Origin of the sequence: Onishia niordana (assembly GCF_004798965.1) — a bacterium.
Classification (GTDB): Bacteria; Pseudomonadota; Gammaproteobacteria; order Pseudomonadales; family Halomonadaceae; genus Onishia; species Onishia niordana.
The window spans coordinates 248086-267605 of the sequence record NZ_SDSD01000006.1 but is presented as its reverse complement, the minus strand read 5'-3'; the positions used below and the strand labels follow the sequence as shown (position 1 = coordinate 267605).

At 60.2% G+C, this 19520-nt stretch carries 17 protein-coding genes; 1 reads left to right on the top strand and 16 read right to left on the bottom strand.

All coding sequences use genetic code 11. The features are described from left to right. Positions 1 to 49: 49 nt before the first annotated feature. Genes mazG through cysM form a run of 4 tightly spaced genes read right to left on the bottom strand, consistent with a single transcriptional unit; the run spans position 50 to position 5513 of the window. Complete coding sequence (gene mazG / locus ETC27_RS13100) at positions 50 to 892, bottom strand: nucleoside triphosphate pyrophosphohydrolase (RefSeq protein WP_136255439.1); 843 nt, start codon at positions 890 to 892, stop codon at positions 50 to 52. Beyond that, positions 889 to 3162 carry a GTP diphosphokinase gene (gene relA / locus ETC27_RS13095; protein WP_136255438.1) on the bottom strand — a complete coding sequence of 758 codons (2274 nt, stop codon included), beginning with the start codon at positions 3160 to 3162 and terminating at the stop codon, positions 889 to 891. Before relA ends, mazG begins: the two co-directional genes overlap by 4 nt. Beyond that, entirely contained in the window at positions 3146 to 4615 is a 1470-nt protein-coding gene (rlmD, locus tag ETC27_RS13090) for a 23S rRNA (uracil(1939)-C(5))-methyltransferase RlmD (RefSeq protein WP_136255437.1), read from the bottom strand. The genes relA and rlmD overlap by 17 nt, the downstream gene beginning before the upstream one ends. A gap of 1 nt (position 4616) precedes the next feature. Continuing rightward, on the bottom strand, positions 4617 to 5513 hold the full coding sequence (gene cysM, locus ETC27_RS13085; protein WP_136255436.1) for a cysteine synthase CysM: 897 nt from the start codon (positions 5511 to 5513) through the stop codon (positions 4617 to 4619). Between the two features lie 119 nt (positions 5514 to 5632). Between cysM and ETC27_RS13080 the strand changes: the two genes are divergently transcribed. Continuing rightward, positions 5633 to 8350, top strand: a complete 2718-nt coding sequence (locus ETC27_RS13080) for an ATP-binding protein (protein WP_136255435.1) — start codon at positions 5633 to 5635, stop codon at positions 8348 to 8350. Positions 8351 to 8372: 22 nt separating this feature from the next. Here the strand turns inward: ETC27_RS13080 and acpS are convergent, their stop codons facing one another. The 12 genes from acpS to rpoE all read right to left on the bottom strand — a co-directional run bounded on the left by acpS (position 8373) and on the right by rpoE (position 19468). Further along, positions 8373 to 8750, bottom strand: a complete 378-nt coding sequence (gene acpS / locus ETC27_RS13075) for a holo-ACP synthase (protein WP_136255434.1) — start codon at positions 8748 to 8750, stop codon at positions 8373 to 8375. Between the two features lie 5 nt (positions 8751 to 8755). Further along, entirely contained in the window at positions 8756 to 9565 is an 810-nt protein-coding gene (pdxJ, locus tag ETC27_RS13070) for a pyridoxine 5'-phosphate synthase (RefSeq protein ID WP_136255433.1), read from the bottom strand. Positions 9566 to 9618: 53 nt separating this feature from the next. After that, positions 9619 to 10326, bottom strand: a complete 708-nt coding sequence (recO, locus tag ETC27_RS13065) for a DNA repair protein RecO (RefSeq protein ID WP_136255432.1) — start codon at positions 10324 to 10326, stop codon at positions 9619 to 9621. An 8-nt stretch (positions 10327 to 10334) separates the two neighbouring features. Next, entirely contained in the window at positions 10335 to 11237 is a 903-nt protein-coding gene (gene era, locus ETC27_RS13060; RefSeq protein ID WP_136255431.1) for a GTPase Era, read from the bottom strand. Further along, positions 11234 to 11923 (bottom strand): ribonuclease III, encoded by a 690-nt coding sequence (rnc, locus tag ETC27_RS13055; RefSeq protein WP_136255430.1) that lies wholly within the window; start codon positions 11921 to 11923, stop codon positions 11234 to 11236. Before rnc ends, era begins: the two co-directional genes overlap by 4 nt. 79 nt (positions 11924 to 12002) lie before the next feature. Beyond that, a complete protein-coding gene (gene lepB / locus ETC27_RS13050; RefSeq protein WP_136255429.1) occupies positions 12003 to 12854 on the bottom strand; it encodes a signal peptidase I in 852 nt (283 codons plus the stop codon). A gap of 13 nt (positions 12855 to 12867) precedes the next feature. Then, positions 12868 to 14685 (bottom strand): translation elongation factor 4, encoded by a 1818-nt coding sequence (gene lepA / locus ETC27_RS13045; RefSeq protein WP_136255428.1) that lies wholly within the window; start codon positions 14683 to 14685, stop codon positions 12868 to 12870. A gap of 186 nt (positions 14686 to 14871) precedes the next feature. Beyond that, positions 14872 to 16290 carry a DegQ family serine endoprotease gene (locus ETC27_RS13040; protein ID WP_136255427.1) on the bottom strand — a complete coding sequence of 473 codons (1419 nt, stop codon included), beginning with the start codon at positions 16288 to 16290 and terminating at the stop codon, positions 14872 to 14874. Positions 16291 to 16428: 138 nt separating this feature from the next. Continuing rightward, positions 16429 to 16890, bottom strand: a complete 462-nt coding sequence (locus tag ETC27_RS13035; RefSeq protein WP_136255426.1) for a SoxR reducing system RseC family protein — start codon at positions 16888 to 16890, stop codon at positions 16429 to 16431. Next, complete coding sequence (locus ETC27_RS13030) at positions 16887 to 17885, bottom strand: MucB/RseB C-terminal domain-containing protein (RefSeq protein WP_240724909.1); 999 nt, start codon at positions 17883 to 17885, stop codon at positions 16887 to 16889. The genes ETC27_RS13035 and ETC27_RS13030 overlap by 4 nt, the downstream gene beginning before the upstream one ends. A gap of 77 nt (positions 17886 to 17962) precedes the next feature. Next, complete coding sequence (locus ETC27_RS13025; RefSeq protein WP_136255425.1) at positions 17963 to 18649, bottom strand: sigma-E factor negative regulatory protein; 687 nt, start codon at positions 18647 to 18649, stop codon at positions 17963 to 17965. 213 nt (positions 18650 to 18862) lie between these two features. Beyond that, positions 18863 to 19468 (bottom strand): RNA polymerase sigma factor RpoE, encoded by a 606-nt coding sequence (gene rpoE / locus ETC27_RS13020; protein WP_136255424.1) that lies wholly within the window; start codon positions 19466 to 19468, stop codon positions 18863 to 18865. Positions 19469 to 19520: the final 52 nt, after the last annotated feature.

Sequence of the window (19520 nt, the reverse complement as noted above, 5' to 3'; positions counted from 1 at the left end):
CGCTACGCCCCACCCTGTAATTTGCAATGAGGTCACTCAACCCCTTTGATCAAGCATCCTTTTCTAGCGCCTTGGCCGCTTGCCAATGCACTTCCATATCGTCGAGTGCCGCCTGACCGGGTGACTTGCCTTCGCTTGCTAGAGCTGCCTCCACGTGGCGAAAACGACGCTCGAACTTGGCATTAGTGCCACGCAGACGCTGCTCGGGATCAGTCTTGAGAGTGCGGGCCAGGTTGACGACGGCGAACAGCAGGTCACCCACTTCCTCGCCGGCCTGTTCCTGATCACCGGCGGCCAGCGCCTCCTCGACCTCGTCGAGCTCTTCTCGAATCTTCTCCAGTACGCCGCGATGATCGGGCCAGTCGAAGCCAACCCGCGCGGCGCGCTTGGAAAGCTTGGCGGCACGGCTGAGTGCCGGCAAGCTACGGGGGACGTCGTCGAGCACCGAATGGGCCTCGGCATCAGGACGTGCTCGCTCGGCGCGCTCCTCGGCTTTGAGGGACTCCCAGCGGGAATGCACTTGTGCGGTCTCCACCTGGGCAGCGGCATCACTATCGCGACGCGATCTCAGGGTGCCATCGGGAAAGACATGCGGATGACGGCGCAGCATCTTGGCGGTCAGCACATGGACCACCTCATGGAAGTCAAATCGACCCTCCTCATGGCCAAACTGGCTGTAATAGATCACCTGGAACAACAGATCCCCGAGCTCGCCGGGCAACTCATCGAAGGCGCGGCGCTCGATGGCATCGGCGACCTCATAGGCCTCCTCGAGAGTGTGCGGCACGATCGAGTCCCAGTCCTGCTTGAGATCCCAGGGACAGCCCTGCTCTGCATCGCGCAGTACCGACATTAGCGTCAGCAGATCGTCCAGGCTGTGACGCTCGTTCATGATCGCTTCCCTTTTCCGCTGGCCTTGCCGCCACTTCTCAGGCGTTTGACGTCGAGCACATTGGAGAGCTGCTGGATGCGCGAGAACAGCCGCCCCAGGGTCTCCAGGCCATCGACCTCGAGCGTGATGGTCATTATCGCCAGCCCCTCGGCCTCATCGGTCTGGGTATTCACGGACAACACGTTGACCTTGTCGTTACCCAGCACGCTGGTCACATCACGCAGCAAACCGGAGCGATCCCACGCCTCGATTTCGATATCGACCGGGTAGCGAGTCACCGCCCGCTCTCCCCATTCGACCTCGATGATGCGCTTGGGCTCGTCGAGGCTTAGCTGGAGAATATTGGGGCAATCCTGACGGTGTATAGTGACGCCGCGGCCCTGCGTGATGAAGCCAACGATCGCTTCGCCCGGCACCGGGTGACAGCAATTCGCCATGCTGGTCTTGAGGTTACCGACCCCGAGCACGGTGATGTCCTGACTGCCGGCGGTATGCTTCTCGCGGCGCGGCTTGGCCAGTAGCCGATCAAGTTGCTCCTGATCATCGCTCTCGCCAAACAATTGCTGGGCCTGATTCAGCACCTGGCCGATGCGCAGATCCCCGGCGCCGATGGCTGCGTACATGTCCTCCGAGGTCGAGTAGTTGACCTTCTCCGCCAGGGTCTTGAGGTCGATACCCTCGACGTCGAGGCGCTTCATTTCCTTGTCGAAGAGTGCCTTGCCTTCCTCGAGATTTTGACCGCGGGCCTGTTGCTTGAACCAGGCCTGGATCTTGGCGCGAGCTCTGGAGGTACGGACGAAGCCTAACGAAGGATTCAGCCAGTCGCGACTGGGGCCGCCCTTGGTGGCCGTGAGGATTTCCACCTGCTGGCCTGTCGAGAGCTCGTACGTCAGGGGCACGATACGGCCATTGACCTTGGCACCGCGACAACGGTGGCCGATCTCGGTATGTACCCGGTAGGCGAAATCGATCGGCGTGGCGATCCGCGGCAGGTCAATGACGTGACCCTCGGGCGTGAAGACGTAGATGCGGTCAGGCGCCACATCACTGGATAGCTCTTCGCGCAGGTCGCCAAACCCGCCGACCTCCTCCTGCCATTCGAGCACCTGGCGCAGCCAGGCTATCTTGTCCTCGTAGCTGCGGCTCTTGGCCTTGGTATCGTGCCCCTTGTAACGCCAATGGGCACAGACCCCGAGCTCCGCTTCTTCATGCATGGCGAAGGTGCGAATCTGGATCTCGAGCACCTTGTTTTCGGGGCCAAACACGGCGGTGTGCAGCGACTGATAGCCATTCTTCTTGGGATTGGCGATGTAGTCGTCAAACTCGTTGGGCACGTGATGCCAGCGCGAATGCACGATACCCAGCACCGTATAGCAATCGGCTACGCGAGGCACCAGGATGCGCACCGCGCGCACGTCATAAACCTGGGAGAAGTCGATGTGCTTGCGCTGCATCTTCCGCCAGATTGAATAGATGTGCTTGGCGCGCCCGTCGACGTCGTACTCGTGGATCTCCTGAGCTTCAAGAAGCTGCTCGAGCGTGCCCACGACATCGTTGATGTAGCGCGTACGGTCGAGTCGCTTCTCGGCCAGCTGCTTGGCAATCGACTTGTACTCGGCCTCGTGGAGATAGCGAAAGGACAGGTCCTCGAGCTCCCACTTGAGATGGCCGATGCCCAGCCGGTGTGCCAGCGGAGCGTAGATATCGAAGACTTCACGAGCGACCCGCAAGCGCTTGTCGCGGGTCGCGTCCTTGACCTGACGCAGGGCGCAGGTCCGCTCGGCAATCTTGATCAGCGCCACGCGCACGTCGTCGATCATGGTGACCAACATGCGTCGCAGGTTGTCCTGCTGGTTGTACTGGGACATGTCCTGACTGGGCAGGGCCTGATGGCTGATCGCCGCCATCTGCAACACGCCCTCGATCAGACTGGCGACTTCCTTGCCAAAACGCTTCTCGACGGCTTCGACCGAGATCAGCTTGACGCGCACCGAGCGATACAGCACGGCGGCTTCGAGTGCGACCTGGTCGAGCTTGAGTTCACTGAGGATGTCGGCCATCTCCAGGCTCATGCGATAGCTGGAGCCATAACCCAACCCGAACTGCTGCGCCTGGCTGGCCTGTTCTGAAAGACGCTTTGCCAGTTCACAGGCCTCACGCATCCGGCTTTTGTCGGTCAGTACGACTTCTTCGCCGAGATGTGCCAGCCATTGATCAATATCCACCGAACCATCAGCGGTCAGCGGCTGGTCATCACGCACCTTCACCATGGTGCTTCACTCCTTTGCCATCTGCGCCGGCCTTGGCGGACGCAGGAAATTCGGGGTGCTCAAACAACAACACAGACTCGAGGTGGGCGGTCTGGGCAAACATGTCGGCGACGGCGGCGCGTTTGATCCGATAGCCAGCGGCCACCAGGTGCGCCGCATCCCGGGCAAGCGTCGCCGAGTCGCAGGACACATAGAGAATACGCCCAACTCGGGAGGCGGCTAGCTGTCTGGCTAGCGCTTCAGCGCCCTCCCGGGGTGGATCAAGCACGACCAGGTCCCAATCGGCATCGGCCATCAAGGCGCGAGCCTGATCGTCGCGACTCAGGTCAGCCTGGCGAGCCGTGATCCCGCCAAGACCGTTTCGATGAGCGTTGGCAGCCAGACGCTCGACCATCAGCGGGTTGCCTTCTACCCCAGTGACGTCCCCGGTAAAAGCAGCGAGGGCCAGGCTGAAGTTGCCCCCCCCGGCGAAGCAGTCGAGCACCCGCTCGCCAGCGCGAGGTGACAGCCACTCGAGCGCGGTGTCGACCAGGCGCTGGTTGACGGCGGCATTGACCTGCAGAAAGTCACCCGGTGAGAAGCCCAGCACCAGTTCTCGCGTGGGCACGTGAGACTCATCCGACGCGGGTAGCGTCAGGTGGTAATGAAGATCCGGTGTCTCCGTCAGCCACTCGAGTTGGGGCGAGTCTCGGCCGACCCACCAGCCAAGCGACAGCTCATGGACACCGGCGAAAGCCTTCCAGCGTTCTGCGTCCTTGGGCTGGTCACGCAACTGACGTACGACCAGACAGATGCCCGCGTCGCTTGCGATGAGCTCAATGTGCCCTACTTGGCGGGGCGCCTCGAGCGTTGCGAGATGCTCGCGCAGTGGCGCCAGCAAGGCCGCAAGCGCCGGCACCAGTACCGGACACACCGACATGTCGATCAGGTGGTGGCTACCCCGGGCACGAAAGCCCAGGTGAATATCGCCACTACCGTCGACCTTAACGCCAAGCCGAGCACGGCGCCGGTAACCCAACCCCTCTGCAGTCAGCCATGTCGGCGATTCGGCGAGCTTGAGCCCCTGGCGAGCCAACTGTTCGACGAGCACCTGCTGTTTATGATGACGCTGGGCCTCAAGCGCCTGATGCTGCAGATCGCAGCCACCACAGACGCCGAAATGTGGGCAGACTGGCTCAACGCGATCGGGCGAGGCGGTGAGCACGTCGCGCACATGCGCTTCATCGAAGCGTTGGCGGCTCTTGTGGACGGCCACCTCGACTCGCTCACCAGGTAAGGCGCGATCCACAAACAGGGTCTTGCCTTGCGCATTGCGCGCCACACCTCGGCCGTCATGGGCAAGCCGCAGAATATCCACGGCTCGATCTTGAGCGTCTACCTGCTGCGTCGGACGCGGCTCCGACGTCTTCCTGGTGCTGGTTTTGGGCGCACGGCGTTTGCCTAGCATCGCCATGTCATTGCTCCGGGGCGTAGAGGCCAGTCGACAGATAACGATCGCCTCGATCGCAGACAATGAAGGCGATCACGGCGTTCTCGACCTCCTCCGCGACCTTGAGGGCCCCCGCGAGGCTGCCGCCGGAGGAAACACCGGCGAAGATCCCCTCTTCTCTGGCCAGCCGGCGCATGTGCTCCTCCGCCTCGGTTTGCCCCACATCGATCACCCGGTCGACACGCGCCGGCTCGAAGATGCTCGGCAAATAGGCCTCCGGCCAACGGCGGATGCCGGCGATGCTGGCGCCGTCTTCTGGCTGCAGGCCGATGACCTGCACGTCAGGGTTCTGCTCCTTGAGATAGCGCGACACTCCCATGATGGTGCCGGTAGTGCCCATCGAGCTGATGAAGTGGGTGATCGTGCCCTCGGTCTGGCGCCACAGCTCTGGCCCGGTGGTGCGATAATGCGCCATGGGGTTATCAGGATTGGCGAACTGATTGAGCGGTTTGCCCTCACCGCGGCTAACCATGGCATTGGCCAGATCCCGTGCGCCCTCCATGCCCTCTTCCCGGGTGACCGGAATCAGCTCGGCGCCGAAGGCCGCCATTGCCTGCTTGCGCTCATTCGAGGCGTTATCGGGCATGATCAGCACCATGCGATATCCCTTCATGGCGGCAGCCATGGCCAGCGCAATGCCGGTATTACCTGACGTGGCCTCGATCAGCGTATCGCCCGGTGCAATCTCGCCACGCGCTTCGGCCTCGGCGATCATCGAAAGTGCCGGCCGATCCTTGACTGAACCCGCCGGGTTGTTGCCTTCGAGCTTGGCCAGTAGCGTGTTGTTGTGGCCAGCGGCGATGCGCTTCAGGCGCACCAGCGGGGTATTGCCAACCACATCCTCGAGCGTGGGAAAATCCATCTAACCTTCCTTCTGGAAAAGTCTTTGGTCGCATTATATCGCCGGGCGTGTCGCGGTGACAGGGATCGACAATGGCTATGGCATACTGCGTGCAAATGAAGTCCTTTAGAGAATTGTGCATGCCGATCAAGACACGCCTGCTGCTGTGGCTGACGTTACTGCCACTGGCTTTGCTGGCCATCACCTCTGCGCTGACCCTGACCCACGAGGCCAATGAACATCGCTCAGCCCTTCAGCAACGCATGATGTCAAGCGCATCCATTGCCGCCCGCGGGATGAGCGAAGCGCTTCAGCATCATCAAGACAGCGCTCTGCAAACATTGCAGGCACTGGGCGAAAGCCTGCTTGAGAATGACGAGATACGCTCGGTTCGCCTTCTCACCGCAGACGGCACGCCCCTATTTTCGATCGGCCAGCCTCCCCGTTCCTCGGCTCGCCAGCCAAGCGACCCGACGCTCGATACCGATGGCGACAACTGGCAGCTGACGTTGCCCCTGGAAGGCACTCAGGATCGGTGGCTGGCAGTAGAGGTCGACACACAAAACCTTATCCTCAGCAACTATCGTCACCTGCTGATTCATGGTCTGGGTTTACTGATCGCAGGTCTTGGTCTCTTCCTGCTGGCCTATTCAGTTAGCCGTCGAACCACCGAGCCTTTGAATGCCATACAGGCAGCACTCGACCGCCTCAATCGTGGCGATAATGACATCCGACTACCTGAAAACGGCCCGCAGGAGACGGCAGGGCTCATGGCAGGCGTCAATGCGCTGCGCGACCACCTGGAGCGCGTGCAGGAAGACATGCAAGCGCAGATCGAACAAAACACCGAGGACCTGCAGGAGTCGATGGAAACCATCGAGGTCAAGAATATCGAACTCGATATAGCCCATCGGCGCGCGCTCGAAGCCAGCCGCATCAAGTCAGAATTCCTGGCCAACATGAGCCACGAGATCCGCACGCCCCTCAACGGCATCATCGGCTTCTGTCAGTTGCTGGGACGCTCGCGGCTGGACAGCCGTCAAAGAGACTGGCTCGAGCACATGCAGAAGACCTCAGATAGCCTGCTGATGCTGGTGAATGACATCCTCGATTTTTCCAAGATAGAGGCTGGCAAACTGGAACTCGAGAGCGTTCACCTGGACATGGTCGCCCTGGTGGACGATGTGCTTGGCCTACAATCGCCCCAGGCACATAAGAAAGGACTGCATCTACTCGGGCTGGTATTCGACGACGTGCCGACTGACCTTAAGGGTGACCCGCTGCGTATCCGTCAGGTACTGACCAACCTGATCAACAACGCCATCAAGTTTACCGAACGCGGTGAAGTGATCGTGCGCGTGATGCTCGAAGAGTCACAAGCGCATCAGGTCACGCTCAAGATCAACGTCAGCGATACCGGGATCGGCCTGTCCAAGGAACAGCGAGAGCGTCTCTTCAAAGCCTTCAGCCAAGCGAATTCGAGTGATACCCGCCAGTTCGGCGGTACAGGGCTTGGCCTGCTGATCTGTCGCCAGCTAATCGAACAGATGGGTGGCGCCATTACCATGTCCAGCGAACCCGGTAAGGGCTCGGTGTTCTCCTTTACCCTCCCCTTGGGCACTCAGCACGAACACCGCTTACCGGAACTCGACCTGGGCGGCCGGGCCATCGCCCTCTATGAACCCCACGTCCCCACACGGCGTGCACTCAACCATTTGTTGTCGAGCTGGAACGCCAAGGTTTTGACGTCTGACGACCACCCCAGCAGCCATTCGCCATCGTTACCTGACATGGTTCTGGCGGGTCTAGGGATAGAAGATCTGGCCCCTGAGCGATTGGCAAGCTGGCAAGCCTGCTTGAGCGAGAACAATAGTCCAGCCGTGCTGATGGTCAACGCCAGCCCCTACGATATGCCGGATCTGCGTCTTCCAACCGGTGGCGAAATCTTGACCAAGCCGATATCGCGGCAGGTCCTGGCGGAAACGATCAAGAGACAACTCGGCCTGACGGCGCGTCCGAATCTGCCGGCTCCTCAGCCCATGTTACCCAAGGCGCCCGTTGATAGCGTGCCAAGAGTCATGGTCGTCGACGATGTGGCATCCAACCGTCTGCTACTCCAGGAGCTACTGCGCGAAGCGGGCATTGTGCCGTTACAGGCGTCCAGTGGTGAAGAAGCCCTGGCGTTGGCTCAGAGCGAGCGTATCGACCTGGTATTGATGGACATACGCATGCCCGGCATGGATGGTGAGGCCACCATGACGGCGTTGCGCAGGCTGGGGGGCAACTGGCGAACCTGTCCCATCATCGCGGTCACCGCACATGCGCAGGAAGAAGAGCGTCAACGTCTGCTTGGCTGCGGCATGCATGATGTGCTGATCAAGCCCGTCGATGCCCAGCGGTTGGTCAAACTGTTGGGCCAACATCTATCACTGAACTTGCCCGAGCCCAACCAACAACACCTAGGGGAGCCATCGACATCATCATTCGGATCGTCAGGTAAAGGCCATATAGAAGACGATGGAGAGCTCGCAGTGGTGGACCTGCAGATGGGAACGCGACTCGCCGGAGGTCGGGAAGACCTGGCCTTGAAGACGCTGACACTGCTGCTGGAGAGCCTCGACGAGAGTGAGACGAACCTGGATGCGGCCTGGCAGGCTCAGGACGAGGAAGCCATGCTGGACGCCATCCATCACCTCAACGGCGCCTGTCGCTATTGCGGGGTACCACAGCTCGCGCTGCTCGCCGAGACGCTGGAAACACGCCTGCGCGTACAGGGCGTAGCGGCGACCGGTTCGATGCTCAGGGAGCTATATGCGGCGATGGGCCGTTTGCGTGCCTGGCAGGCTCGCCAGGCCTAAGCGTCGGGAACAGGTGACGCCACTAGCCCTCGAGTACCACCAGGGCAAGCGCAAGCTCGGCCTCATCGGAGATTGATAAATGCATGCCGGTCACGCCCAGGCGCTCGGCCAGCAGTTGAGCCTGGCCGGAAAGGGTCAGCGAGGGCCGGCCCAGGCGGTCGTTGACCACCTGAATCTCACGCCAGCGCATGCCCTGGCGCATGCCGGTACCCAGCGCCTTGACGAAGGCCTCCTTGGCAGCAAAGCGTTTGGCCAGGTAGGCGGCAGGCTGGGCGTGTTCCGCCAATCGACTCAGCTCATGCTCCCCAAGCAGGCGCGCCGCGAGGCGATCGCCATGGCGCGCCATGGCGACCTCGAAACGCGCCACCCGCGCGATATCGGTGCCGATACCGAGGATCATGCCGGCTAGCTCTCGCCGTGATCATGGTGGTGGTCATGATCATGATCGTGGTCGTGAGCCTCCATCGCCGCCACCAGGCCGGCTTCCTGTCCGGCAATGGCCAGACGCTTCATGTCGGCCACCGCCTCCTTGAGGCCCACGAACAGGGAGCGGGCGATGATCGCGTGGCCGATATTGAGCTCGGTCAGCCCTGGAATGGCGGCGATCGCCTCGACGTTATGATAATGCAGGCCATGGCCGGCATTGACCACCAACCCCATTTCCAGTGCCATCTCGGCAGCGGCACTCAACCGCGCGTGCTCGCGCCTAGCCGCATCACCGCTGGCCTCGGCATAGGCGCCCGTATGTAGCTCGATCACCGGTGCGCCGCAGGCCTTGGCCGCTTCGATCTGGGCAGGCTCTGGATCGATGAAAAGTGATACCTCGCAACCCGCCGCGGCCAGGCGCTTGCAAGCGGCGGCAATGTGATCGCTGGCGCCTGCCACATCGAGCCCGCCCTCGGTGGTCAGTTCCTCGCGCTTTTCCGGCACCAGGCAAACATGGGCCGGGCGAATCTCCTCGGCCAGCTCGAGCATCGCCGGCGTCACCGCCATTTCGAGGTTCATGCGCGTGTTGAGCACCTCGGCGAGGAGCCGAATGTCGCGCTCCTGAATGTGGCGACGGTCTTCGCGCAGATGAACGGTGATGCCATCGGCCCCGGCTTCTTCAGCGAGCAGGGCCGCCTGAACCGGATCGGGGAAGCGTGTACCGCGAGCCTGTCGCAGGGTGGCGATATGATCGATGTTGACGCCGAGCAGGATACGAGGGGGGAGCATGGCAATCTCTCCAGTAAGTCATCGGGGGAAAATTCGTGAGCAGATGGTGACTATCAGCCAGAACGGCGACGCGCGGCCAGCTGCTGCATCAATTCACGGGCCTTCAGGGGGCGCTCGCCAAGCAGTGGCGCCAACGCGGCACGGGCCAATGAACGGGCGGGCGCCGCAAGTCCGGGGGAGGCCCAATCACCCTGTTGTAGCAGTTTGAGGGTGCGACCATCGAGCCCGCCACCGTCGTCGTGGGCCAAGGCACTGAAACGCCGCGCCTGGGCGCGATAAACATAGCGCGTGTGGGGATCAAGCTCGACACCGTCGAGATCGCAGAACACTGGCTCGGCATCCAGCGCCTCGAGCAGCGCATACTCCAGACGCCGCAAGGCTCCGGCTCGATCACTGGGGCGGTGCAACGACTTGAGTGCCGCGCCGTAAAAAGCGAAGACCTCGGCCACCGGCAGCTCAAGCGGCAGCAGTCGGGTCAAGAGTTCGTTGGCATAGAAACCACATAGCAGCCCTTCGCCCGCCAACATGGGCGCGCTGCCGGTACTTTCCATCAGCCGCAGACGCTTCAACTCTCCGTTTCCTACCCAGGTCAGATGCAGGGGGGTGAAAGGCTGCAGACGCGCCCGGGAACGGCTGCCTGGGCGCTGCACGCCCTGGGCCACGGCACGAATACGGCCATGGTCCAGAGTCAGCAGGTCGACCAGAGCGCTGGTCTCGCGGTAGGGACGCTTGTGCAGCAGAAACGCCGGCTGAGGCTGCATATCGAGTCTCAGTCGAGGTCGTAGCCCAGGCTCTTCAAGGCTCGTTCGTCATCGGACCAGCCGCGCTTGACCTTGACCCAGAGATTGAGCATCACCTTGGACTCGAAGGCACGCTCCATTTCCAGACGCGCTTCGCGACCGATCTTCTTGATGCGATCACCCGACTCGCCGATCAGGATTTTCTTCTGTCCATCACGCTCGACCATCACCAGCGCACTGATATGCAGAGTGCCGCGCTGGTCGGTCTTGAATTCCTCGATTTCAACCGTCATCTGATACGGCAACTCATCACCCAGCTGACGCATGACCTTCTCGCGCACAAGCTCGGCGGCCAGGAAGCGCGAGCTCTTGTCGGTGATCTGATCATCAGGGAAGTGATGAATCCCTTCCGGCAGATGCTTGGCGACCTCGGCTTCGAGCTCCGGCACATTGGTACCGTGCTTGGCGGAAATCGGCAGAATAGCGGCGAAGTCACGCTTGGCGCCGACCTGATCGAGCCAGGGCAACAGGCTTGCCTTGTCCTCGAGCCAGTCCACCTTGTTGACGGCAAGGATGACCGGCGCGCTTACGTGGGTCAGCTTGTCGAGCACCACCTGATCTTCCGGCGCCCAGCGGGTACGGTCGACGATAAAGACCACGCAGTCGATATCGCGCAGCGCCTGGGTAGCCGCCTGGTTCATGAAACGATTGATCGCCTTGTTACGATCCTTCGACATGATATGCATGCCAGGGGTATCGACGTAGATGAACTGGGTCTCGTCTTCTGTCTTGATGCCCATCACCTGATGACGCGTCGTCTGGGGGCGACGCGACGTGATGGAGACCTTCTGGCCCAGGATACGGTTCATCAGCGTCGACTTGCCGACGTTAGGACGCCCGACGATGGCGACGAAGCCACAGGATTGAGTCATGAGCGACCTCCACGGGGATCAAGGCGGGTAAGCGCCAGTTCGGCAGCCTGCTGTTCGGCATGGCGCCGGCTCGAGCCGACCCCTTCTGTGTGCTCATCGAGCATCTCGATGTGGCACTCTACGGTAAATGTCTGGGCATGTGCCTCGCCATCCACGGTGACCACTTCATAACGCGGCAGCGCTGACTGACGGGATTGCAGGAACTCCTGCAGACGGGTCTTGGGGTCTTTCTGCGTATCCTGCAGATCCAGCGCCTCGAGGCGGGTCGCAAACCAGGACAAGACACGGGTTTTGGCCACATCCATGCCAGCATCGAGATAAATGGCACCGATGACCGCTTCGACGGCATCGGCGAGAATCGAATCCCGACGATGACCGCCACTTTTCATTTCACCGGAACCCAGCCGCAGGCATTCGCCTACCGAAAACTCCCGACCCAGTTCAGCCAGGGTCTGGCCCTTGACCAAACGGGCACGCAGACGCGACAGCTGGCCTTCTCGAGCTTGTGGAAAGCGACGAAACAGCGCCTCGGCGATCACGAAGTTGACGATGGAATCACCGAGAAACTCGAGCCGTTCGTTGTTCTGACCGCCAAAACTGCGATGGGTCATGGCTAGCTCCAGCAAGCCTGGGTCGTCGAACTCATGACCGACCCGGTGGCTGAAGGCATTCAAGGGGTTGCTCACGAAACTCCTGCTACTCTCTGAAAGGTTGTCATCATCGATGGGCATGTAACCGGTTGCGACCGCCGGGGCCGCAACAACGTCAGTCAATTACCCGGACCTCACTAAAGCTCGGTAGTCCGCCGTTCCAGTGCATCCACACCGCAAAGGCCTCACCGACAATATTTTCCTCCGGCACGAAGCCCCAGTAGCGGCTGTCGTTGGAGTGGTCACGGTTATCGCCCATCATGAAATAATGTCCCTCAGGCACGCGCAGCTCGCGCATCTGCGGACCTGGGTCACGAAAATCATTGTAAATGGGGTGGGTGGCATCGCCCAGGTTTTCCTCGAGCAACACTTCCTTGAGCTGGTCGATATTGCCTTCATCGACCAACTGCTTGGTCACCGCCTCGCCATTGATATAAAGCTGCTTGCCCTCGTAGCGAATACGATCACCCGGCAGGCCAATCACACGCTTGATGAAGTTGACCGACGGGTCTTTCGGGAAACGGAATACCATCACGTCGCCCCTCTCAGGCTCACCGAGGTCCACGATCTCAGTGTTGGTGACCGGCAGACGTAGTCCATAGGTAAACTTGTTGACCAGGATGAAATCGCCGATTTCCAGTGTCGGACGCATGGAACCCGAGGGGATCTGGAAGGGTTCGACGACGAAGCTGCGCAATACCAGCACCACCAGCAGTACCGGGAAGAAGGAGCGCGCGTAGTCAACTAGCCAGGGCTCCTTGGCAGTGGTCCGGGTAGCAGCGCTTTCGCCACCTCCTGCTTGATGGCCAGATGCATTGGCAGAAGCCACACCGGATTCACGACCACGATCATCGCCGCCGGCAAGCGCCGGGCCTTGTTGGCGGCGCTTGGACCACCAGACGCTATCGAGCAACCAGATCAACCCGGTGACCGTGACGGCCACCACCAGCAGAAGCGAGAAATCCATTTGTCAGTGTTTCCTAGTCGTTCACCTTGAGCACGGCAAGGAAGGCTTCCTGCGGGATCTCGACCCGGCCAACTTGCTTCATGCGTTTCTTGCCCGCTTTCTGCTTTTCGAGCAGCTTCTTCTTGCGGGATGCATCGCCACCGTAGCACTTCGCGGTCACGTTCTTGCGCAGCGCCTTGACCGTCGAACGCGCCACGACCTGGCCGCCAATGGCCGCCTGAATAGCCACGTCGAACATCTGGCGCGGGATCAGCTCCTTCATTTTCTCCACCAGCGCCCGACCACGGGAGTGAGCATGATCACGGTGGATGATGATCGCCAGCGCATCGACCCGGTCACCGTTGATCAGCACATCCAGACGCGCCAGCTTGGCAGCCTCGAAGCGCTCGAAACTGTAATCAAGCGACGCATACCCCTTGGTAATCGACTTCAGGCGATCGAAGAAGTCCATCACCACTTCGGACATCGGCAGCTCGTAGGTCAGCTGAATCTGACTCCCCAGGAACTGCATGTCGAGCTGGGTACCTCGGCGTTGCTCACACTCGGTGATGACGTTGCCGACGAACTCCTGGGGCACCAGGATGCTGGCCCGCACCACCGGCTCACGCATCTCGTCGACGTTGGCCATGTCGGGCAGCTTGGACGGGTTAGAGACATAGTCGATGTCACCATTGTCCATCGCCAGCTCATAGATCACGGTGGGCGCCGTGGTCAGCAGGTCGAGGTTGTACTCCCGCTCCAGGCGCTCCTGGATGATTTCCATGTGCAGCGTGCCGAGGAAGCCAACGCGGAAGCCGAAGCCCAGCGCATCGGAGTTTTCCGGCTCGTAATCCAGAGAGGCATCGTTGAGCGCTAGCTTCTCGAGGGCATCGCGGAAATCTTCGTAATCATCGGAGGAGACCGGGAACATGCCGGCATAGACCTGCGGCTTGACCTTCTGGAAGCCCGGCAGACGTGGCACGTCAGGTGTCTTGGTGTGGGTGATGGTGTCACCTACCGGAGCGCCATGGATATCCTTGATACCGGCGACCACGAAACCGACCTCACCCGCGCGAAGGACATCAGTTTGCTTGCGCAGCGGCGTAAAGATCCCCACCTCACCCACCGACCAGTCACGGCCGGTGGATGTCATACGAATTTTCTCGCCTTTCTTCAGGGTGCCATCGAACACCCGAACCAGCGAAACGACGCCCAGGTAGTTGTCGAACCAGGAATCGACAATCAGCGCCTGCAACGGCGCATCTCGATCCCCCTTGGGAGCGGGAATGTCACGCACCAGGCGCTCGAGCAACGCGTCCATCCCCAGGCCGCTCTTGGCCGACACCTGGCAGGCATCGGTGGCGTCCAGCCCGATGATTTCCTCGATCTCCTTACTGACTTTATCCGGGTCAGCCTGGGGCAAGTCCATCTTGTTGAGTACCGGCAACACCTCCAGGCCCTGCTCCACGGCGGTGTAGCAGTTAGCCACGGATTGCGCTTCAACCCCTTGGCCTGCATCGACCACCAGCAATGCGCCCTCACAGGCGTAAAGCGAGCGCGAGACTTCATAGGAGAAATCGACGTGGCCCGGCGTATCGATGAAGTTGAGCTGATAGGTCTTACCGTCGTCTGCCAGGTAATCCAGGGTGACCGACTGTGCCTTGATGGTGATGCCACGCTCGCGTTCGATATCCATCGAGTCGAGCACCTGTTCCTTGAGCTCGCGGTCGGTCAGACCACCACAGATCTGGATAATGCGATCCGAGAGGGTCGACTTGCCGTGATCGATGTGGGCGATGATCGAAAAATTACGGATCAAGCTAAGGTCTTTGCTGGTCACGTTGTTGCTCATGCAGAGTCATCCGGTTCTTGGTACGCATCCTGGCGGCCATCAGTAGAATCCCGATGGGAGGGGCGTCTTGAATAAGAATGCCGGCATTGTACCGACAAGGGCTCGACAGGAACAGCGACGCCGCGGAGAAGCCCTGCTCCAACGAACGACGGGGCCCGTAGGCCCCGTCGTTTTTCAGGTAGGGAGTTACTCGGATTTGAGTCGCATTGCGACGTAGAGCGAGCGCCCCTCACGATAGAGGCGAACCGGCACAGCACGGTCTGCACCCAAGGACTCAATAACCGACATCAGCTGCTTGGGTGAAGAAACAGCTTGGTGATCCACCGAGACCAGCACGTCGCCCGAGCGAATACCCGCTTCTTGGGCAACACTGCCAGGCTCGACAGAATCCACGGCCACACCGCCGTCGATCCCCAACCGTTCGAGCACCTGCTCATCGAGCGAGCTAACCGTCAGCCCCAGGCGCGCCTGACTGCCATCGGTCATGCTGGAGGCCTGCTTACCGTCCTCAGCATCTGGCCAGTCGCCGACGGTGACAGTGACCTCACGCTGGCGGCCATCGCGCATCACGTCGAGTTCTACTTCCTCGCCCGGGCTCACTCGGCCAATCAGTCTTGGCAAGCTACTTGAGCGATCGACATCCTGACCGTTGACGCCAAGAATCACATCGCCAGCTTCCAATCCGTCGCGAGCTGCTGGCCCCTCGGGGTCGAGATCGGCGATCAACGCCCCTGCCGGCCCATCCAGGCCGAAGGACTCGGCCAGATCCCGCGATACGGGCTGGATCACCACGCCCAACCAGCCGCGATTGACCCGCCCATCACTCTTGAGTTGATCGGCAACGTTCATGGCCACCGTGATCGGGATGGCGAACGAAAGCCCCATGTAACCACCGTTGCGGGTAAAGATCTGTGAGTTGATGCCGACAACCTCGCCATCGAGATTGAACAACGGCCCACCAGAATTACCCGGATTGATAGCCACATCAGTCTGGATGAAGGGCACGTAGGCATCGGTCGGTATGGTGCGATTGATGGCACTGACAATCCCTGCCGTCACCGAATGGTCGAAGCCGAATGGCGAGCCTATCGCGGCGACCCACTCCCCGACCTCGAGCCTATCGGAGTTTCCGATATCAAGCGTCGGCAAGCTATCGGCATCAACCTTGAGCAGCGCCACGTCTGTCTTGGCATCAGCACCGACCAGCTCAGCTTCGAGTTCACGACGATCATTGAGACGCACCAGAATCTCATCGGCGTCCTTGACCACGTGCGCATTGGTCATGATGTAGCCGTCTTCGCTGATCACAAAGCCAGAGCCCAGTGACTTACGTTCGTGTTCACGTTTCTGGCCACCCCCTGGCATGGGCAACTGGTCACCGAAGAAACGCCGGAAGATCTCGGGAATATCCTCACCGCCGGGACCATGATAAGAAAAGCCACCTGAAGTCACCGTGCGCGTCGTCGAAATATTGACTACCCCGGGGGCGGCCTGCTCGACCAGCTCAGTAAAGTCGGGAAGATCTCTGGCCTGAGCAGAGGCACAGACCAGCGTCAGCATGAACAACAAAGCAAAGACGAAAGAATGGCGAAGCGTGCGTTCCATAATCACTCCTGCAGCAGCATGGGAAGGCAATACGTGGATCAGCAAAGGATGAGTGCAGATGCCCCTCTTTCATTGGGTTATTGGTCACCCCATGACTACCCCCAATGTCTTTCTAGAAATGACTGGCAATTCCGGTCGTTACGTCGGAGAAGGGTCAAGTAATACCGGACGATAAGCGGATGCCTGATAGCGGCCCCATAGGGAAAGGCATAATGCACCACCGAAAAGTCCGGCAAGAAACGCGATGGGAACCAGCGGGTGACCGGGCGCCAGCCAGATTTCGGCTGCTATTCCGCCCGCCAAGGATGTCAGCAGCGGTAACCCATAGACGGCCAGGGCTCCTTCAAGAAAACGACGAGATGGTAGGCCGATGCTAACCGTCTGGCCCACCGTCAACGAAACAGACGTCGTGACCTTGAACTGCCTGGAGCGTGCTCGTCGGGTGGCCAACAACCCCGTGCCGCACCCCTGGCGTGATGCACAGCCATCGCAGCCACGTTGGGTCAGTACGCTGATAAGGGCCCCATCAGGTATAAGCTCATCGACTCGCGCTGTCGTTTCCAGCCAATGAGCCGATGACACATCCGCCGTCATGCTCATGGCGCTTCCTGCAATGTCGAAACACTATCGACAACATGATCGACAGCGTCACTCGAGGCAGCATTCTGGGCATCGTCCGAAAGGCTTACTTGTTCGACAACCTTTATTAGCACCTCTGGTGGCATTTCTCCCATAGCCACCACCTGCATGGGCTTACCTTCCAAGGTCAGATGCCGAACGGCCGCATAGGAAATACCCAGCCGATGCAAACCGGGGGATAGCGCCGGCCGCTCGGGGGAAAGAGGCTCTAAAAACATGCTAAGACTGGAAATCCCATCACTGTATAGGCGGTGATGCACAGCATCTGCATGAAGGGCACTGCCCGTCTCAACTGGCTGAGGGACGAAACCCGGCGGCATCCAGCCTGGCTGCCAGCTATCGTCAGGCGGTGTTCGACCACGATCCATATCGATCCGACCGTCAAACACGCTCGGCTGTTCGATTTCTGTTATCTGGAAGGTCTCAAGCACTCGCCCCTGTGTATCAAGCAACATCTGCTTGAGCGGCAGTGATGTGTTCTTGTCGAGCCACAGCCGCTGGCCAAAGCGCATATCATCAAGCGGCTCGACATCCAGACGGATCGCGGTGCGGCCAGCAATACGCTCCTCGCCAGTTAGGCTCAGGCGATAGTGATCATTCAGCCTTGCCATGATCGCCTGGGGTGAGGCCTGCGCCTTGGCGTCGCCTGATGACCAGGCACCACGGCCAATTCGACCATGGCGCTCAAACATGACGGGCTCACCATCGAGAAAGCGCGCCACCTCGTGCTCGACACCATCTTGGATCTCATGAGTCAGTGCCAGTGTCCGCACGCCATCGCTGCCAATGCGCACCGCGCGGGCCTTGAACACATAGCAGTGGCTGGCCCATAGACTCCGATCAAACCACTCGCTGGCGGTTGTCGGGGCGGCTTGTTCCACCAACCGCTGGCAATCATAGCCGGTAGATGCCTCTTCCTCGCCCAGGGCGGAAGAGGCGGGCCATGCAAGAGCCACCGATGCCGACAATATCAGCGCGCGAGAAGACAATCGGCGGTGACCGATAGCTCGATTCAGGACAGGGAACACCATCATTAGTGCAGGCCTAATGACTCTTGGCCGGACGCCCGCAGAATAGGCATCCAGGCATCACCGCTACGATATGCCGCGCCTTCTGCGTGGCGATCCAGATAGGACTGCAACAGACGTGCTTGTTGCTGGTCTGCTCGCTGCGACTGACGCACGCTAGGCGCCATGATCATCGGAGACTCGACCGTCGCCCCGACATTCATCACCCCGCGGCCTGCAGAGGACGACTGAAAGAGTGGCAGATCGACCAATGAGGGGCGCTGCACTTGGCCTGAGGCATTAGAGCTGGCCCCCGGTGCACTGGCAAACTCTGGTTGGCCAGAGTCGGTACGCTCAGTCGACCCGTTATAGAACTGCACACCAGTAATGACCATCAACGAAACAGCGGCGGCCGCCGCCGCACTGCCAGCAAAGGAGCTCGCTCGGGAAAACAGACTGCGTGCCGGTTTGACCGGCGCCTCAACCTCAGGTGCCGGTTCATCGGCTAGCCGCGACATGATGCCCGCTGAAAGATCTGCTGACACATCCACATCCCGGTCGCGATGCATCATGCTGCGAGCTAAGTGGTAACGTCGCCAGGTTTCGGCCACATCCGGGGAATCGTCCAACGACTTAAGCACTCGAGGAAGTTCGAGATCGTCGGCCTCACTGTCCATCAAGGCAGACAATGACTCCCGTGAATTCTGGTTCATCAGTTACACCCTCACACTTTAAGGCGTGTCGCCCTAAGATCAGTTGTCGACTCCAGTGGTAACAACGTGCCTTACAGCCAACGACACGAAGCAGGACGGCTAACGCCACCTTGTCTCTTGTCGGGCACTGCCACCACGACAGATTCGACCCAAGCATGTGACGCCGAAAGGCGACAACAGTTCAGCCCCGAGATCAAAAAATGCCTGAATCTGTCACTCGGGGACCATATCCTGCGTCCTGGCGGTGACCACCAGCGGCTGAATATGACGATCGACGGCCTCGCGGGCACGGAAGATGCGCGAACGCACCGTGCCTACCGGACAGTCCATGATCTGTGCAATATCTTCATATGACAGGCCGTCGAACTCTCGCAATGTGATTGCCGTACGGAGATCTTCAGGCAGGTTATCAATTGCCTCGAGGACCGCCGCTTCTAGCTGATCGCGCGCAATAGACGCTTCCGGCGATTCGATATCGGAGAGCCGACCGCTCTGGTCGACGATCTCGGCGTCGACGATATCCATATCACTGCCCGGCGGACGACGGCCACGCGACACCAGATGGTTTTTGGCCGTATTGATGGCGATACGGTACATCCAGGTATAAAAGGCACTGTCGGCGCGAAACTTGCCGAGCGCTCGGTAAGCCTTGATGAAGGCCTCCTGCGCTACATCATGCACTTCAGCATGATCGTGCACGTAGCGACCGATCAGTCCGATGATCTTATGCTGATACTTCTTGACCAGCAGATCGAAGGCACGCGTATCACCCCGCTGAGCACGCTCAACGAGTTGCTGATCGGTTTCTCGGGTGTCCATTCAGCTTCTCCCTGTGCAGGAGACGCACGCAACCGACGCTACACTGGACGAG

What these genes read in the sequence shown, in the direction of transcription:
- mazG (WP_136255439.1), bottom strand. Translation starts at nt 892, where the DNA reads ATGAACGAGCGTCACAGCCTGGACGATCTGCTGACGCTAATGTCGGTA.
- relA (WP_136255438.1), bottom strand. Translation starts at nt 3,162, where the DNA reads ATGGTGAAGGTGCGTGATGACCAGCCGCTGACCGCTGATGGTTCGGTG.
- rlmD (WP_136255437.1), bottom strand. Translation starts at nt 4,615, where the DNA reads ATGGCGATGCTAGGCAAACGCCGTGCGCCCAAAACCAGCACCAGGAAG.
- cysM (WP_136255436.1), bottom strand. Translation starts at nt 5,513, where the DNA reads ATGGATTTTCCCACGCTCGAGGATGTGGTTGGCAATACCCCGCTGGTG.
- ETC27_RS13080 (WP_136255435.1), top strand. Translation starts at nt 5,633, where the DNA reads ATGCCGATCAAGACACGCCTGCTGCTGTGGCTGACGTTACTGCCACTG.
- acpS (WP_136255434.1), bottom strand. Translation starts at nt 8,750, where the DNA reads ATGATCCTCGGTATCGGCACCGATATCGCGCGGGTGGCGCGTTTCGAG.
- pdxJ (WP_136255433.1), bottom strand. Translation starts at nt 9,565, where the DNA reads ATGCTCCCCCCTCGTATCCTGCTCGGCGTCAACATCGATCATATCGCC.
- recO (WP_136255432.1), bottom strand. Translation starts at nt 10,326, where the DNA reads ATGCAGCCTCAGCCGGCGTTTCTGCTGCACAAGCGTCCCTACCGCGAG.
- era (WP_136255431.1), bottom strand. Translation starts at nt 11,237, where the DNA reads ATGACTCAATCCTGTGGCTTCGTCGCCATCGTCGGGCGTCCTAACGTC.
- lepB (WP_136255429.1), bottom strand. Translation starts at nt 12,854, where the DNA reads ATGGATTTCTCGCTTCTGCTGGTGGTGGCCGTCACGGTCACCGGGTTG.
- lepA (WP_136255428.1), bottom strand. Translation starts at nt 14,685, where the DNA reads ATGAGCAACAACGTGACCAGCAAAGACCTTAGCTTGATCCGTAATTTT.
- ETC27_RS13040 (WP_136255427.1), bottom strand. Translation starts at nt 16,290, where the DNA reads ATGGAACGCACGCTTCGCCATTCTTTCGTCTTTGCTTTGTTGTTCATG.
- ETC27_RS13035 (WP_136255426.1), bottom strand. Translation starts at nt 16,890, where the DNA reads ATGAGCATGACGGCGGATGTGTCATCGGCTCATTGGCTGGAAACGACA.
- ETC27_RS13025 (WP_136255425.1), bottom strand. Translation starts at nt 18,649, where the DNA reads ATGAACCAGAATTCACGGGAGTCATTGTCTGCCTTGATGGACAGTGAG.
- rpoE (WP_136255424.1), bottom strand. Translation starts at nt 19,468, where the DNA reads ATGGACACCCGAGAAACCGATCAGCAACTCGTTGAGCGTGCTCAGCGG.